The following is a 14,675-nucleotide window of genomic DNA, read 5'->3' as shown; positions in this document are numbered from 1 at the left end:
GGGTCAGCGCGTGCCTTCCCAAGCGAAGCCGTCCAGGTCCGTGAAGGGGCCGCTGCCCGCGCCGATGGCGAGGCGGTGCGATCCGGTGCCGTCGGGGTGGACTCCGGCGGTCTTGGCCAGGGCGCGGCGCCCGTAGAGGGCCAGGGTGACGGAGCCGGGCGCGGAGTCGAACTCGACGTACTTGCGGCCGTAGCTCTTCGCCACGGTCAGGCCGTGGTCGACGTAGAACCGCTTGCTCGCGGCCATGTCCGCGACGCCGAGGAGGAGCACGATGTCGTCGATCTCCCGGGTGGCCGGGCCGGTGTCCTTCTTCTCGGACGTCGCGACCTTCCAGATGGTCCCGTCCGGGGCTTGGACGACGCCTCCGTGGCCCCACAGCGACTTCGCGACCGGTTTCACGGGCGAGGCGCCGGCCTCCACCGCGGCGTCGACGAAACCCCGGACGGTGGCGGGCCGGGACACCGTGAGCGACAGCGTGAACCCGCGGAAGCCGGTCGTCGGTGCCTCGGAGGCCCGGAGGCGGATCTGATCGTCCAGGCCGAAGGCGGTCTTGTAGAAGAGTTCGGCGGCGGCGGGGTCGTCCACTTCGAGGGTGACGGATTCGATGAAGGTCATGCCGATGACGCTAGGCGGGGCTCCGTGACCCGCGCTTCTCGATTCCTGACCGATCGGTTCCTACGCGCGGGAGCCCATCGTCCGGTCCATGAAGGCCCTGATGCGGCCGTCGGTCGCCGCGGCCGTCCACAGTTCGACGGTGGTGGGCTCGTCGGTGCCGTCGAGCCGTGCGTGGATCTCGCGGCGGAGCTGGCTCTTGGTGTAGCGGAAGGTGTCGGACGGGATGCCGGCGGCCAGCCGGGCGGCGACGGTCTTCGCGTCGTCCAGCAGCGCGTCCGGGGTGCTCAGGGCGTCGACCAGGCCCAGGGCCAGGGCCTCCCGCGGCTCGTGGTTGGTGCCGTCGATGATCACCTTGCGGGCGCCGGCCGGGCCCAGCGCGAACGCCGTGATCTCCAGGGCCGTGTACGGGAACGGCACTCCGACCCGCAGTTCGGGGACGCCGATCGTCCCGGCGGCCATGATCCGGTGGTCGCAGGCCGCGGCCAGGACGCAGCCGCCGGCGATCGCGTGGCCGTTGACCGCGGCGACGACCGGCTTGCCGAGGTCGAAGACGGAGCGGAAGGCGCGGTTGAGCGCGGGCAGGAACTCCGCCACGTACGCGCCGCCGCCGTCCACGACGCGCTTGAGGTCGACGCCCGCCGAGAACGCGGGTCCCGCCCCGGTCAGCACCACGGCCCGGGCGTCGCCCGCCGGGTCGTCGAGCTCGCGCATCGCCTGCTCGATCGCCCGGCACAGCTCCAGATCGAGGGCGTTGACCTTGCCGTGGGCCAGGCGCACCACGCCGATTCCGTCCGCCACGTCGACCTCGATCACCGTGTTCCTCCTCGCCTCGGTTGGTCTCGATCATGGGCGGGCGGGGCGCTCGCGCGCAACGCCCCTGGGCCCCGGCGTAGTCCCCACGGCCTACCGGGAGGGGGTCGCAGGACCCTGTCCGGGCCCTTGCGCGCCGGATAATCTGCGGGCGCGCGACGCCGCCGTCGCGCGGTAGACGAGGGAGCTGGACGTGTCGGCCGGAGACCCGCGCAAGGAGCGTGCCCGCGCGGTCGCGGACTTCGCCGCGGAGCTGAGGGCGCTGCGCGCCTCGGCCGGCACCCCGCCGTTCCGCGAGATGGCGGCCCACTCGCGGGCGATCTCGCACACGACCCTGCACGAGGCGGCCCAGGGGCACCGCTTGCCCAGCTGGTCGACGACGGTCGAGTTCGCCAAGGCGTGCGGCGCCGATCCCGAGGACCTCCGCGGTCGCTGGGAGGCGGCGAACCGGGTGGTCCGGGGCGCGGCGCAGGCGGCGCCCCCGGGTGACGACGCGGCGCTCGCCCCGGACATGGTGCGGGACGGCTCCCGCCGCCGGTACGCCGCGCTGGGAACGCTGGTCGCCGCCGCGGTGGCCGCCACCGTGATCGGGACGACCCTCCTGACCGGCACCGCGGGCAACGGCGCCGACCGCCCACCGGATGCGCACGCCGAGCGGCAGGCGACCTCGGCGGACTGCCCGGTTCGGCAGCGGAACCCGCCGCCTGCCCCGCCCCGGCACAGGGGCGACCGCGCCGCGTTCGTCAGCGACATCACCCTGCCCGACTGCACCCACGTGCCGCGCGGCGGAACCGTCACGAAGGTGTGGCGCTTCAAGAACACGGGCTCGGTCGGCTGGTACGGCTACTCGCTGCACCGGATCGACCTGCCGCAGCGCCGCGACCAGTGCCAGACGATCGTGGACGTCCCGATCCCGGACACGCCGCCCGGCCGCCTCGTCGACATCCGCGCCCAGGTGACGGCGCCGCCCGTGCCCGGCTTCTGCTTCGTGCGGTTCAAGATGCTCGACGGCGCCGGGAACGTGGCCTTTCCGGGGAACCGGCCGGTGAACTTCCAGGTGGTCGTCGACTGACCGGGCCGGTCACGTCACGCGGGCGGCGAGGGCCTTCTTGCTGATCTTGCCGACCGGGGTCCGCGGGAAGGTGTCGGCGGTCTCCAGGCGGTCGGGGAACTTGTAGGCGGCGACCCCGCGGGTGCGGAGGAAGTCCTTGATCTCGCGGAGGCCGGGCGCCTTCTCGCCGTCCCTGAAGATCAGGAAGGCGCAGGTGCGCTCCCCCATGACCGGGTCGGGGACGCCGACCACGGCGGCGTCGTGGACCGCCGGGTGGGCCAGGAGGTGGTTCTCCAGCTCCTCGGCGGAGATCTTGTCGCCGCCCCGGTTGATCTGGTCCTTCTCCCTGCCCTCGACGATCAGGTGGCCGGACGGGAGCCGCCGGACGAGGTCGCCGGTCCGGTAGAAGCCGTCCGGGGTGAAGGAGCGGGCGTTGTGCTCGGGGGCGCGGTAGTAGCCGCGGAGGGTGTACGGGCCCCGGGTGAGGAGCTCCCCCACCTCGCCGGGGGCGACCTGCCCGCCGTCCTCGTCGACGATGCGGATCTCGTCGGCCGGGGACAGGGGGCGGCCCTGGGTGCGCTCGATGAGGTCCGGGGGGTCGTCCAGGCGGGTGTAGTTCAGCAGGCCCTCGGCCATGCCGAAGACCTGCTGGACCTTGCAGCCCAGCACGTGCGGGACCTCGGCGGCGCGTTCGGCGGCGAACTTGGCGCCGCCCACCTGGAGGAGATCCAGGGACGAGATGTCCTCGTCGGACCAGGTGACCGCGTCCAGCCACAGCAGGGCGATCGGGGGGACGACGGCGCAGACGGTCGCGCGCTCGCGTTCGATCAGCGGGAACGCCTCGTCCGGGGAGCCGGACGGCGACAGCACGACCGTGCCGCCGGTGGCGAAGACGCCGAGGATGCCGGGGCAGGCCAGCGCGAAGTTGTGCGCGGCGGGCAGGACGACCAGGTAGACGGTGTCGGTGTCGAAGCCGCAGACCTCGGCGCTGGCCTCCAGGTTGTAGACGTAGTCGCGGTGCGTCCGGGGGATCAGCTTCGGCAGGCCGGTCGTGCCGCCGGAGAGCAGGAACACCCCCACGTCGGACGGCGCCGGGGGCGCCGCCTCGACCGGGTCGGCGTCCACGGAGGCGAGCGGCGTGAACTCCTCGGCCTCGCCGTCGACGACGACGTGCTCGACGGGCAGGGTGCGGGCCATCGCGCGGTAGTCGAAGTCGCCGTCGCGGTCGGCGCAGACGTAGGCGCGGGCCTCCGAGAGCTCGCAGAGGTAGCGGATCTCGCTCTCCCGGTGGGCCGGGAGGGCCAGGACGGGCGCGGCCCCGATCCGGACGAGGGCGAGGAACGCGACCACGAATCCCGTGGTGTTCGGGAGCTGGACGACCACGCGGTCGCCCGCGCGCAGGCCGAGCCGCAGGAGGCCGGCGGCCGTGCGGGAGGCCCGGGCGTCCAGGTCGGCGTAGGTGAGGCGGTCGTCACCGGCGACCAGGGCCGTCCGCGACGCCTCGCCGCGCAGGACGTCGCCGAGGACGCGGCCGGACCAGTACCCCTCCGCCTCGTAGCGGGCCGCGAGGTCGTCCGGCCAGGGGGTGAAGCCGTCCATGGTCACCGCCCGGCGAGCTGGGCGGGGGCGCCCGGGACGGGCTCGGCCGGGTCGGAGCCGAGCGCGACGATGCGGTTCGCGGCGTCCACGTGCACGACGCGGGGCTCGTGCCGGGACGGGTCGTCCACGGACGCGTACGTGATGATGATCACCATGTCGCCGGGCTGGACCTGGCGGGCCGCCGCGCCGTTGATCCCGATGACGCCGCTGCCCGCCTCGCCGGTGATGGCGTAGGTGACGAGCCGGGACCCGTTCGTGATGTCGACGACGTGGACCTGTTCGCCCTCCACGATGTCGGCCGCCGCCATGAGGTCCGCGTCTATCGTCAGGGAGCCCACGTAGTGCAGGTCCGCCTGGGTGACGGTCGCACGGTGGATCTTTCCGTTCATCAGCGTCCGCTGCACCGGTTCGCCCTCTTTTCTCAAGAACAACTAAGGCTAGGCTTACCTTAGCTACTCCCCCGGCAGAGGAGAACCCCGACGATGCTCCGGCGTCTGGTCATGGACATCGGCCCGCTCCGCGACAGCAGGCCGTTCCGCCACGTCTTCATCGCCCGCACCGTCTCGGTCTTCGGGATCGGGATGCTGGCCGTCGCCATCCCCGTGCAGGTCTACGACATGACCGGGTCGACCGTGCACGTGGGCGGGGTCTCGGCCGCCGAGGGCGTCGCGCTCCTCATCGGGTTCCTGTGGGGCGGCGCCCTCGCCGACCGGCACGACCGGCGGCGGCTCATGCTGTGGGCGCGGACGGCGGCCGGAGCGGGTTTCGCCCTGCTCGCCCTGAACGCGTTCCTGGCGTCCCCGTCGCTCCCGGCGCTGTACGGGCTGGCGGCATGGGACGGCCTCATGACCGGCATCAGCATCACCGCGCTGCTGGCCGCGACGCCCGCGCTGGTCGGACCGGACCAGCTCGTCGCGGCGGGGGCGCTCAACGCGCTGACCGTCCGGCTGGGGTCGATGGCGTCCCCGGCGCTCGGCGGCCTCGTCGTGTCGGCGTTCGGCGTCGAGTGGAACTACGCCGCCGCGGCGGCCGGGACGCTCGGCACCATCGGGCTGCTCGTCGGCCTGCCGCCGCTCAGGCCGGCCGCGGGCGAGGAGACGCACGCCAACCCGTTGAGGGCCATCGCGGACGGCTTCCGCTTCGTCGCCTCCCATCGCGTCGTCGGCTCGCTCATGCTCCTCGGGCTGCTGTTCATGGTCGCGGGCGGCATCCCCGTCCTGATGCCGGCGTTCGCGGAGCGGAGCCTGAACGGTGGCCCCACCACGGTCGGCCTGCTGTTCGCGGCACCGGCGTGCGGCGCGGTGCTCGCGTCGCTCACCAGCGGCTGGGCCGGGTCCTCCCGGGCGCCGGGCCTCGCGCTGCTCGCCGCGTCCGTCACCGGTTTCGCCGCCCTCGCCTGCCTGGGCCTGGCCCGCCATCCCGCGCTCGCCGTGGCGATCCTGTTCGCGTACGGGTTCGTCCAGTCGATCGAGGAGATCATGCGGTACGGGCTGATCCAGTCCCACACGCCCGACTCGCACCTCGGCCGCGTCAACGCGCTGTGGGCCGCCCAGGAGACCGGCGGCGGCGCCATCGGCTCGCTCGGCGCCGGGGCCCTCGGCCGCCTCCTCGCGCCCGGCGCCGCCATCGTCGTCTACGGGACGGTCAGCGCCGTCCTCGCGCTGGCCCTCGCGCTCACCCTCACCGGGCTCCGGACGGCGACGCTGCGCCCGGAGCCCGAGCCGGGCTGACGCGTCAGCCGAGGCGGGCGGTGAGCTCCTCCTCGCTCATGGCCTCGACCTCCAGCCAGATGGCGGCGACGGCCTCCAGGCGCCCCGGCGTCTCCTCCAGTTCGGTGAAGCGGCGGCAGATCCGCTCGATCGTCCGCTCGGCGAACAGCACCCGGACCGGCAGCGCGGTCGTGTCGAGCGCCTCCCGCATCCGCGCGACCACGGTGGTGGCGAGGACGGAGTCGCCGCCGAGGGCGAAGAAGTCGGCGTCCGCGCCGACGCGCTCCCTGCCCAGCACGCCGGCGGCGATCCCGGCGAGCACCTTCTCCAGGGCGGTCCGCGGCTCGACGAAGGCCGCCGCGGCCTCACCGGCCTCGGCGGCGGCCAGCGCGGCCAGGGCCGTGCGGTCGACCTTGCCGTTCGCGGTGAGCGGCAGCTCGTCCACGCGGACGAGCAGCTCCGGCACCATGTGCGGCGGCACCAGGTCCCGGGCGCGGGCGAGCACCGCGTCGCGGTCGAGGCCCGCGGGGGCCACGACGGCCGCGGCCAGGCGCCCGCCGGCGAGCAGCGCGACCGCCCGCCCGACGCCGGGGTGGTCCTGGAGCGCGGCCTCGACCTCGCCCAGCTCGATCCGGAACCCGCGCACCTTCACCTGGTGGTCGCGGCGGCCGAGGAACTCCAGCGTCCCGTCCGGCCGGTAGCGGGCGAGGTCGCCCGTCCGGTACCAGCGGATCCCGTCGTGGACGACGAACCGGTCGGCGGTGCGCGCCGGGTCGCCGGCGTAGCCGTCGGCGACGCCCCCGCCGCCGATCCACAGCTCTCCGGTCACCCAGTCGGGACGGTCCCGGCCGAGTTCGTCCACGACGCGGCACGCGACGCCGCGCAGCGGCACCCCGTACGGGACGGCGTGCCAGTCGGACGGCACCTCCCCCGCGACCTCCTGCACCGTGGAATGGATCGCCGTCTCCGTCGTGCCGCCCAGCGCCACGAACCGGCAGCCCGGCGCGCGCTCGGCCAGCAGCCCCGGCAGGTGCGTCCCGACCCAGTCGCCGCCGAGCAGGACCAGCCGCAGGCTCTCCGCCCGGCCGGCGTGGAGCAGCATCTCCAGGACCGACGGGACGCAGTTCAGGACGGTCACCGACCGGCGCCGCACCAGCTCGCTCCACCGCGCGGCGTCCCGGCGCTCGTCCTCGCCGGGCAGGACGACGGCGCCGCCCGCGTGCCAGGCGGCGAACAGGTCGAACACCGACAGGTCGAAGTCGAGCGCCGACACGCCGAACGTGACGTCGTCCTCCCCGATCGCGAACCGCTCGGCCAGGTCGCCGATGGTGTTCATCGCCGCGCCGTGCGACACCTCGACGCCCTTCGGCTCCCCGGTCGAGCCGGACGTGAACAGCACGTAGGCCACCTGGTCGGGACGGACCTTCACCGGCTCGGGCAGCGGCTCGGCCTCGGGAAGCGCCTCCGGCGTGAGCGACGCGGCGACGCCGGCGCCCGCGCGGATCCTGGCCCGCCGCGCCTCCGGCTGCTCCACGCCGATGGGCACGTAGGCGGCACCGGCGGCCAGGACGCCGAGGACGGCGGCGGCCTGGTCCGGGCCCTTGGGGAGCTCGATCGCGACCCGGTCGCCGGGCCGGACGCCCTGCTCCGCCAGCGCGGACGCGATGCGCAGCGCGCGGCCGGCCAGTTCCCCGTAGGTCTGGGTGCCGTCGTCGCCGAAGTGCAGGGCCGGGGCGTCCGGACGGCTGCCGGCGTGGGCGAAGAAGCCCTCGGCCAGGGTGCGCGGCGGCGGGGCCGGGGTCGCGTTCAGCCGGTGCCGGACGTCCAGCTGGGACGGCGTCGCGCCGATCCCGAGGGGCGCGTCCCAGTCGGCGCCGGGCGCGCCGAGGCGGGTGACGGCGGCCGTGTAGGCGTCGAACATCGCCTCCGCGACGCCGTCCGGGAACGCGGGGCGGCGCACGTCCCAGTTCAGCAGCAGCCCACCGGACACCTCGGTCACCTGCGCGTCCAGCAGCACCTGGGGCCCCTGCGAGATGATCCACTCCGGCTCGCCGAACGACGCGCGGACGCGGTCGCCGAACAGCTCGCCGAGGTTCAGCGCGCTCGTGTAGACGATCGGGGCGAGGACCTGCTCGCCGCGCAGCCGGGACAGGTCGCGCAGCACCTCCAGCCCGGAGTAGTCGCTGTGCGCGCCCGCCGTGTGCAGGTTCGCCTGCAGGGCGCGGGCCCGGCCGATGAAGGGCAGGTCCTCGGTGAGGTCGGCCTCCAGCATGATCGACCCGGTGAAGTCGCCGACGACCGAGTCCACGTCCGGGTGGACGGGCTCGCGGTGGAACAGCGGCAGGTTGAGCAGGAAGCGCGGCGTCGCCGACCAGGCGCCGATGACCTCGGCGAACACGGCGGCGAGGGCCATGGCCGGGGTGACGCCCTCGGCGTGGGCGTGGGCGATGAAGCGGTCCTTGTCGTCCGGCGCCAGCCAGTGGTGCCTGCGCTCGACGCGGTTCCCCGGCTCCGGCACGACCGGCAGCTCGGGCGGGCCCGGCAGGTCGGCCAGCCGCTCGGCCCACCACCGCCGGTCCTGCTCGCGGGCCTCGGCGCGCGGGTCGTCGGCGAGGTAGCGGGCGTAGCCGTAGCGGACGGGGGCGAGGGTCTCGCCCTCGTACAGGGCGGCCAGGTCGGCGAGCATGACGCGGTAGCTCATCGCGTCGGCGGCGACCATGTCGACGTCCAGGTGGAGGCGGGACCCGCCGTCCGGGAGCAGGCTGAGCCGGGCGTCGAAGACGCGCCCCTCCTCGATGGGGAGCCGCTGCTCGGACATCTCGGCGCGGATCCGCTCCAGCTCGGCAGCGGGTTCGCCCGCCGAGCGCAGGTCGTGGACGGTCACCGCGGGCCCGGGGCGCTCGGGCAGGATCCGCTGCGTCCCGTCGTCCGACACGGCGGCGCGGAGCATCGGGTGCCGCCGCACCAGCGCGCGGACGGCGTCCTCGAACCGGGCCGGTTCGATCTCGCGCCCGTCGAGCTCGACGTACAGGTGGGCGGCGACGGAGCCGAGGGACTGGCCGGAGTCCCGGCCGATCCAGTACGCGTGCTGCATCAGCGCCAGCGGGAACGGCTCGTCCGGCTCGATGCCGGCCGTGTCACCCGCGTCCGGATCGCCCGCGGCCGCGGCGGCGGCGGCCGGGGCCGGGCCCGCCGCGGCCTCCACCTGGCCCTTCTCGGCGAGCAGCTCCCACCATCCGGCGAGCGTGGGACGTTCCGCCAGCTCCGCGAAGCGGATCTCGATGCCGCGGCGGCGGAGCCGGCCGGTCAGCTGCATGAGCCGGATGGAGTCCATCCCCAGCTCGATGAGGTTGTCGTCCGCCTCCGCGTCCTCGCCCAGCACCTCGGTCAGCGCGGCGTGGAGCTCATCCCAGGTCAGCACGGAACTCCTCTCAAATTAGGTAAGGCAAACCTAATTTAGAGGTCCGGCACCGTCAACGCCGCCGGCCCGCGGCCGCGAGCAGCCAGGCCAGGTACACGCCGCCGAGGACGCCCGTGACCACGCCCACCGGCACCGCCGTCGGCAGGCGCAGGGAGATCAGGTCACTGACGGCCAGCAGCGCGGCACCGGTCAGCGCGGCGGGCAGCAGCTGCGCGCCGGGACGGCGGGTCATCCGCCGCGCGAGCTGCGGCGCGGCGAGCGCGACGAAGGGCACGGGCCCGGCCGCGGCCGTCGCCGCCGCGACCAGCCCCACCCCGACGACCATGAGGAGGGCGCGGGTGCGCTGGACCGGCACGCCGAGCGCCTGCGCGGCGTCGTCGCCCAGCTCGCCCATGCCGAGCGAGCGGGCGAGGACGAGCGCCGCCGGGACGAGCACGGCCAGCGCGAGGCCGAGCGGCACCGCCTGGTCCCAGTCCCGCCCGTTGAGGCTGCCGGTCAGCCAGAACGCGGCCTCGTACGCCTCGCGCAGCTCGGCGCGGGTGATGAGGTAGGAGTTCAGCGCCTCCAGCATCGCCGCCGCGGCGACGCCGATCAGCACCAGCCGGACGCCGTGCACGCCGCCGCCGCGCCGGTAGGCGACCAGGTAGACGGCCAGCGCGGTCAGCACCGCGCCGCCGACCGAGCTGACGGTGATCGCGACCGCGCCGCCGCCGAACACCAGGATCTGCAGCAGCGCGCCGGTCGCCGCGCCGGTGGTGAAGCCGATCAGGTCGGGGCTGCCGAGCGGGTTGCGGGAGATGCTCTGGAAGATGGCGCCGCTCAGCCCGAGCGCGAGGCCCGCGAGCAGCCCCGTCACGGCGCGCGGCAGCCGCAGGGCGGTGACGATGAACTCGGTGGCCCGGTCGCCCTGCCCGGCGAGGACGCGCACGACGTCCGGCGGCGAGATCGGGAACTCCCCCGAGCCGACGACCAGGACGGCCGCGCAGGCGGCGAAGGCGGCCAGCCCCACGCACACCGCCGCGCTCCGCGGTTCCCACCGCAGCGACAGCCCGCCGGCGCGGATGACCTTCACAGGTCGCGCATCCTTCCCCGCCGGACCATCACCGCGAACAGCGGTGCCCCGAGGAACGCGGTGACGATGCCGGTCTCCAGCTCGCCGGGCGCGACGACCCGCCCGATGATGTCGGCGGCGAGCAGCAGCACGGGGGCGAGCAGCAGCGAGCAGGGCAGGACGAGCCGGTGGTCGGGGCCCACCAGCGCCCGGACGATGAACGGGACGGCCAGCCCGAGGAAGGTGATCGGCCCGGCCGCCGCCGTGGCCGACCCGCACAGCAGCACGACCGCGAGCGCGCCGAGCGCCCGCGTCCGGCCGGGGTCCGAGCCGAGGGCGCGGCCCGCGTCGTCGCCCAGCGCCAGCGCGTTCAGCGGGCGGGCGAGCAGCAGCGCCAGGGCCGTGCCGAGCGCGATGAACGGCAGGACGCGCAGGAACACCGGCACGTCCCGCCCGGCGAGCGAGCCGACCTGCCAGAACCGGAAGCCGCTGAAGGTGTGCGGGGTGAACAGCATGACTCCGGCCGTCATCGCGCTGAAGACGGCGTTGACGGCCGCGCCGGCGAGCACCAGCCGGGCCGGTGACGCGCCGCCGCGCCCGCGCGCGCCGATCATGTAGACGAGGACGGCCGCGCCGGCCGCGCCGGCGAACGCCGCCCAGACGTAGACGAGCACCTCGTCCACGCGGAACAGGCCGATGACGAGGACGACCGCGAGCGCCGCGCCGCCGTTCACGCCGAGCATGCCCGGTTCGGCCAGCGGGTTGCGGGTGAGGGCCTGCATCACCGCCCCGGCCAGCCCCAGCGCCATTCCGGCGCCGATGCCGAGGAGGGTGCGCGGGAGCCGCAGCTCGTGGACGATCAGCTCCGCCCGCGACGAGCCGTCCGGGGAGAACACCCCCGGCAGCACCCGGCCGGGCGGGACGTGCCCGGCGCCGATCGCCAGGCTCGCCGCGATCGTCAGGAGCAGTGCCGCGGCCAGCAGGGCCGGCCACCAGAGCCGCCAGAGCCGCCTGTCGCGTGGCCGCCCCGCCTTCTCCTCCTGGAGCACCGGCGGGCGCCTTCGCGCGAGGGACAGCACCGGATAAGGCTAGCCTAAGCTAACTCAACCCCTCAAGGTCACCTCTGGCCGCCCCCTTGCCATGCAACAATACAGACGTATGGTATACATGCATATTGGAAGTTGAACATCTGTATTGGAGGGAGGGACCGATGGCGGCGACCGGCCGGCGCGGGAGCCCGGCGCCCGAGGATCTGACGGCCCGCGCCCGGATCAGAGAGGCGGCGCTGGAGCAGTTCGCCCAGCACGGCGTGAAGGGCGCGACGTTCCGCGGGATCGCCGAGGCCGCCGGAGTCTCGGTGGGCCTCGTCCAACACCATTTCGGCTCGAAGGAGGCGCTGCGGGAGGCGTGCGACGCCTACGCGCTCGACGTCGTCCGCGACCTCAGCGCGGCGAGCACCGGCGGCGGCATCCACGACCCCGGCTTCCTGGCCGCTACCGTCCGGGCCGACCTGCCGATCCGCCGCTACCTCGCCCGCGCGCTCGTGGACGGGTCCGCGGCCGCGGCGCACCTGTTCGACGACCTGGTGGACACGACCGAGCGGTACTTCGACGACGTACCGCCCGGCTTCAACCCGCCCAGCACGCGCGACCCGCTCGCCTACTCCGCGGCCCTGGTCGCGATGACCGTCGGCATCGAGGTCCTGCACGAGCACCTGTCCCGCGTGCTCGGCGCCGACACCTTCGTCCCCGAGGGCTCGCTGCGGCTGCGCCGGGCCGTCCTGGAGATCTTCAGCGACAAGCTGCTCAGCGACGAGCTCGTGGCCCAGGCGCACGAGGCGATGGACGAATACGAGGCGACACTCTCCAAGGGAGAAGACGATGAATGACGTGGTCCGGGCCGAGGGCCTGGTCAAGACGTTCGGCCGGACGCGCGCGCTCGACGGCCTCGACCTGCGGGTCGCACCCGGCGAGGTGCACGGGTTCCTCGGGCCGAACGGCGCGGGCAAGTCGACCACCATCCGCGTCCTGCTCGGGCTGATGCGCGCCGACGCCGGCACCGCGAGCCTGCTCGGCGGCGACCCCTGGCGCGACGCCACCGCCCTGCACCGGCGCATCGCCTACGTCCCGGGCGACGTCACGCTGTGGCCGAACCTGTCCGGCGGCGAGGTCATCGACCTGCTCGGGCGCCTGCGCGGCGGCCTCGACCGCGAGCGCAGGGCCGAACTGCTCGACCGCTTCGAGCTCGACCCGAAGAAGAAGGGCCGGGCCTACTCCAAGGGCAACCGGCAGAAGGTCGCCCTCGTCGCGGCGTTCGCGTCCGACGCGGAGCTGCTGATCCTGGACGAGCCCACGTCCGGCCTCGACCCCCTCATGGAGGAGGTCTTCCAGGAGTGCGTCCGGGAGGAGAGGCGCGACGGGCGCACGGTCCTGCTGTCGAGCCACATCCTCAGCGAGGTCGAGGCGCTCTGCGACCGGGTCACCATCATCCGCAAGGGCCGGACGGTCGAGACCGGCACGCTCGCCGACCTGCGGCACCTGACCCGCACGTCCATCCACGCCGAACTGGCGGCGCCGCCCGACGGCGTCCCGCTGCCCGGGGCGCACGACGTGCACATCGACGGCACCAGCATCGCCTTCGAGGTCGACACGACCGAGCTGGACGCCGCGCTCAAGGAGCTCACCCGGATCGGCGTCCGGACGCTGACGAGCCGCCCCCCGACGCTCGAAGAGCTGTTCCTGCGCCACTACGAGGACGACCTCGCCAAGGAGCCGGTCTCATGACCGCCACGACCCTGGACTCCCCCGCTCCCGCCACGGCGGGGGACGGCGGGCTGACCGGCGCCGGCCTGCTGCTCAAGCTCTGGCTGCGCCGCGACCGGATCATGATGCCGGCCTGGATCTACGGGCTCACCGCCCTGGTCTCCAGCACCGTGTACAGCTTCAAGTACGGCTACGACACGCCGGGCCTGACGAGCTTCGCGCGGGGCATCAACGACAACCCCTCGATGCGGGCGCTCTACGGGCCCGTCCTGAACGACCACACGGTGGGCGGCGTCAGCGCCTGGCGCGTGGGCTCGACCGGCAGCGCGATGGTCGCCGTCATGTGCGTCCTGCTCGTCGTCCGGCACACGCGCGCCGAGGAGGAGACCGGGCGCCTCGAACTCGTCGGCGCCGCGTCCGTCGGCCGCCGCGCGCCGCTGGCCGCCGCGCTGCTGACCGCCGTGACGGCCGCCGGGACGCTCGGCGCCATCGCCGCGCTCGTCATGGTCCTCTTCGGGCTGCCGGTGGCCGGGTCGGTCGCGTTCGGCCTGTCCTGGCTCGGCGTCGGGCTGGTCTTCGCCGGGGTCGCGGCGCTCACCGCCCAGCTCACCGAGACCTCGCGCCTCGCGAACGGCCTGGCGCTCGCCGTCCTGGCGGCCACGTTCCTGGTGCGCGCGGTCGCCGACGCGGGGTCGGCGCACTGGCTGTCGTGGCTGTCGCCGATCGGCTGGGCGCAGCACGCGCGCCCGTTCGCGGACGAGCAGTGGGCCGCCCTCCTGCTCCCGCCCGCCGCGTTCGTGCTGCTGGTCGCCGCCGCCTACGCGCTGACCGAGCGCCGCGACCTCGGCGCCGGGGTCATGGCGTCGTCCCTCGGCCCGGCGCGGGCGGCGCCGTCCCTGCGCGGCCCGCTGGCCCTCTCGTGGCGGCTGCAGCGCGGCGCGCTGCTCGGCTGGGCCGCCGGGTTCCTGCTGTACGGGCTGTCGATCGGCGGGGTCGTGGACGGCGTCGACGACCTGGTCAACGGCAGCGAGGCCGTCCTGGACGACATCCGCAGGATGGGCGGCGGCCAGCAGGATCTCTCGGACGCGTTCCTCGCCACCGCCATGGGCCTCATGGCGCTGTTCACCTCCGCCTACGCGGTGCAGAGCGTCCTGCGGATGCGCGCCGAGGAGAGCGGCGGGCGCCTCGAACCCGTCCTCGCCACCGCCGTCGGGCGGACCCGCTGGGCCGTCGCGAACCTGGCGGTCACCGCCGGGGGCACGGTGGTCCTGCTGGCCCTCACCGGCCTCGGCATCGGCCTCGTCCACGGCGCCCGCTCCGGCGACCTCGCCGGTGTGCTCCCCCGCGACCTCGGCGCGGCGCTCGTCCAGCTCCCCTCGGTGTGGGTCGTCGCCGCCGCCACCGTGCTGCTGTTCGGCGCGCTGCCCCGCGCGTCGGCCGCGGGCTGGGGCGTCCTGACCGTGTTCCTGCTCCTGGGCCAGGTGGGGCCGCTCCTGGAACTGCCCCAGCTCGTCATGGACCTCTCGCCGTTCACCCACACGCCGAAGCTCCCCGGCGGCGACGCCGACCCGCTCCCCCTCGTCGCCCTGACGGCCACGGCCGCGGCGCTCACGGCGGCGGGCCTGGCCGCCTTCCGGCGCCGCGACGCCGGCTGAGC

At 74.7% G+C, this 14,675-nt stretch carries 12 protein-coding genes; 5 read left to right on the top strand and 7 right to left on the bottom strand.

The window, feature by feature from the left end; all coding sequences use genetic code 11:
* Positions 1-3: 3 nt before the first annotated feature.
* A complete protein-coding gene (locus BM339_RS18780) occupies positions 4-615 on the bottom strand; it encodes a VOC family protein (RefSeq protein ID WP_075021694.1) in 612 nt (203 codons plus the stop codon).
* Between the two features lie 60 nt (positions 616-675).
* The gene (locus tag BM339_RS18775; RefSeq protein WP_075021693.1) at positions 676-1,428 is read right to left on the bottom strand and encodes an enoyl-CoA hydratase/isomerase family protein; all 753 of its coding nucleotides are present in this window, start codon (positions 1,426-1,428) and stop codon (positions 676-678) included.
* A 190-nt stretch (positions 1,429-1,618) separates the two neighbouring features.
* Between BM339_RS18775 and BM339_RS52305 the strand changes: the two genes are divergently transcribed.
* Positions 1,619-2,497 carry an NBR1-Ig-like domain-containing protein gene (locus BM339_RS52305; protein WP_021593699.1) on the top strand — a complete coding sequence of 293 codons (879 nt, stop codon included), beginning with the start codon at positions 1,619-1,621 and terminating at the stop codon, positions 2,495-2,497.
* Positions 2,498-2,506: 9 nt separating this feature from the next.
* Here the strand turns inward: BM339_RS52305 and BM339_RS18765 are convergent, their stop codons facing one another.
* Together BM339_RS18765 and panD are read right to left on the bottom strand one after the other, a co-directional pair.
* Complete coding sequence (locus tag BM339_RS18765) at positions 2,507-4,075, bottom strand: (2,3-dihydroxybenzoyl)adenylate synthase (protein ID WP_075021692.1); 1,569 nt, start codon at positions 4,073-4,075, stop codon at positions 2,507-2,509.
* Between the two features lie 2 nt (positions 4,076-4,077).
* A complete protein-coding gene (panD, locus tag BM339_RS18760; RefSeq protein WP_021593701.1) occupies positions 4,078-4,479 on the bottom strand; it encodes an aspartate 1-decarboxylase in 402 nt (133 codons plus the stop codon).
* A gap of 78 nt (positions 4,480-4,557) precedes the next feature.
* On the opposite strand from panD, the gene entS reads away from it, so the two are divergent.
* The gene (entS, locus tag BM339_RS18755) at positions 4,558-5,805 is read left to right on the top strand and encodes an enterobactin transporter EntS (protein ID WP_075021691.1); all 1,248 of its coding nucleotides are present in this window, start codon (positions 4,558-4,560) and stop codon (positions 5,803-5,805) included.
* A gap of 4 nt (positions 5,806-5,809) precedes the next feature.
* Here entS and BM339_RS18750 read toward each other — a convergent pair whose 3' ends face one another.
* The 3 genes from BM339_RS18750 to BM339_RS18740 are packed head-to-tail and all read right to left on the bottom strand — an operon-like array spanning position 5,810 to position 11,335.
* Positions 5,810-9,205, bottom strand: a complete 3,396-nt coding sequence (locus BM339_RS18750; RefSeq protein ID WP_075021690.1) for a non-ribosomal peptide synthetase — start codon at positions 9,203-9,205, stop codon at positions 5,810-5,812.
* Between the two features lie 52 nt (positions 9,206-9,257).
* Positions 9,258-10,277: a FecCD family ABC transporter permease gene (locus tag BM339_RS18745; protein ID WP_075021689.1), complete on the bottom strand. Its 1,020-nt coding sequence runs from the start codon at positions 10,275-10,277 to the stop codon at positions 9,258-9,260.
* Complete coding sequence (locus BM339_RS18740; RefSeq protein WP_083597742.1) at positions 10,274-11,335, bottom strand: FecCD family ABC transporter permease; 1,062 nt, start codon at positions 11,333-11,335, stop codon at positions 10,274-10,276. The genes BM339_RS18745 and BM339_RS18740 overlap by 4 nt, the downstream gene beginning before the upstream one ends.
* Before the next feature lie 131 nt (positions 11,336-11,466).
* Between BM339_RS18740 and BM339_RS18735 the strand changes: the two genes are divergently transcribed.
* The 3 genes from BM339_RS18735 to BM339_RS18725 are packed head-to-tail and all read left to right on the top strand — an operon-like array spanning position 11,467 to position 14,673.
* The gene (locus BM339_RS18735) at positions 11,467-12,144 is read left to right on the top strand and encodes a TetR/AcrR family transcriptional regulator (RefSeq protein WP_075021688.1); all 678 of its coding nucleotides are present in this window, start codon (positions 11,467-11,469) and stop codon (positions 12,142-12,144) included.
* Positions 12,137-13,039 carry an ABC transporter ATP-binding protein gene (locus BM339_RS18730; RefSeq protein ID WP_021599067.1) on the top strand — a complete coding sequence of 301 codons (903 nt, stop codon included), beginning with the start codon at positions 12,137-12,139 and terminating at the stop codon, positions 13,037-13,039. The genes BM339_RS18735 and BM339_RS18730 overlap by 8 nt, the downstream gene beginning before the upstream one ends.
* Positions 13,036-14,673: an ABC transporter permease gene (locus BM339_RS18725; RefSeq protein WP_024934916.1), complete on the top strand. Its 1,638-nt coding sequence runs from the start codon at positions 13,036-13,038 to the stop codon at positions 14,671-14,673. Before BM339_RS18730 ends, BM339_RS18725 begins: the two co-directional genes overlap by 4 nt.
* Positions 14,674-14,675: the final 2 nt, after the last annotated feature.

It is taken from the genome of Actinomadura madurae, assembly GCF_900115095.1.
GTDB classification, from domain to species: domain Bacteria; phylum Actinomycetota; class Actinomycetes; order Streptosporangiales; family Streptosporangiaceae; genus Spirillospora; species Spirillospora madurae.
The sequence above is the reverse complement of the archived record's forward strand: the minus strand, read 5'-3'. Positions and strand labels throughout refer to the sequence as shown.

Excerpts from the sequence above, each read along its gene's own strand:
- BM339_RS18780 (WP_075021694.1), bottom strand. The coding sequence starts at position 615 with ATGACCTTCATCGAATCCGTCACCCTCGAAGTGGACGACCCCGCCGCC.
- BM339_RS18765 (WP_075021692.1), bottom strand. The coding sequence starts at position 4,075 with ATGGACGGCTTCACCCCCTGGCCGGACGACCTCGCGGCCCGCTACGAG.
- entS (WP_075021691.1), top strand. The coding sequence starts at position 4,558 with ATGCTCCGGCGTCTGGTCATGGACATCGGCCCGCTCCGCGACAGCAGG.
- BM339_RS18735 (WP_075021688.1), top strand. The coding sequence starts at position 11,467 with ATGGCGGCGACCGGCCGGCGCGGGAGCCCGGCGCCCGAGGATCTGACG.
- BM339_RS18730 (WP_021599067.1), top strand. The coding sequence starts at position 12,137 with ATGAATGACGTGGTCCGGGCCGAGGGCCTGGTCAAGACGTTCGGCCGG.
- BM339_RS18725 (WP_024934916.1), top strand. The coding sequence starts at position 13,036 with ATGACCGCCACGACCCTGGACTCCCCCGCTCCCGCCACGGCGGGGGAC.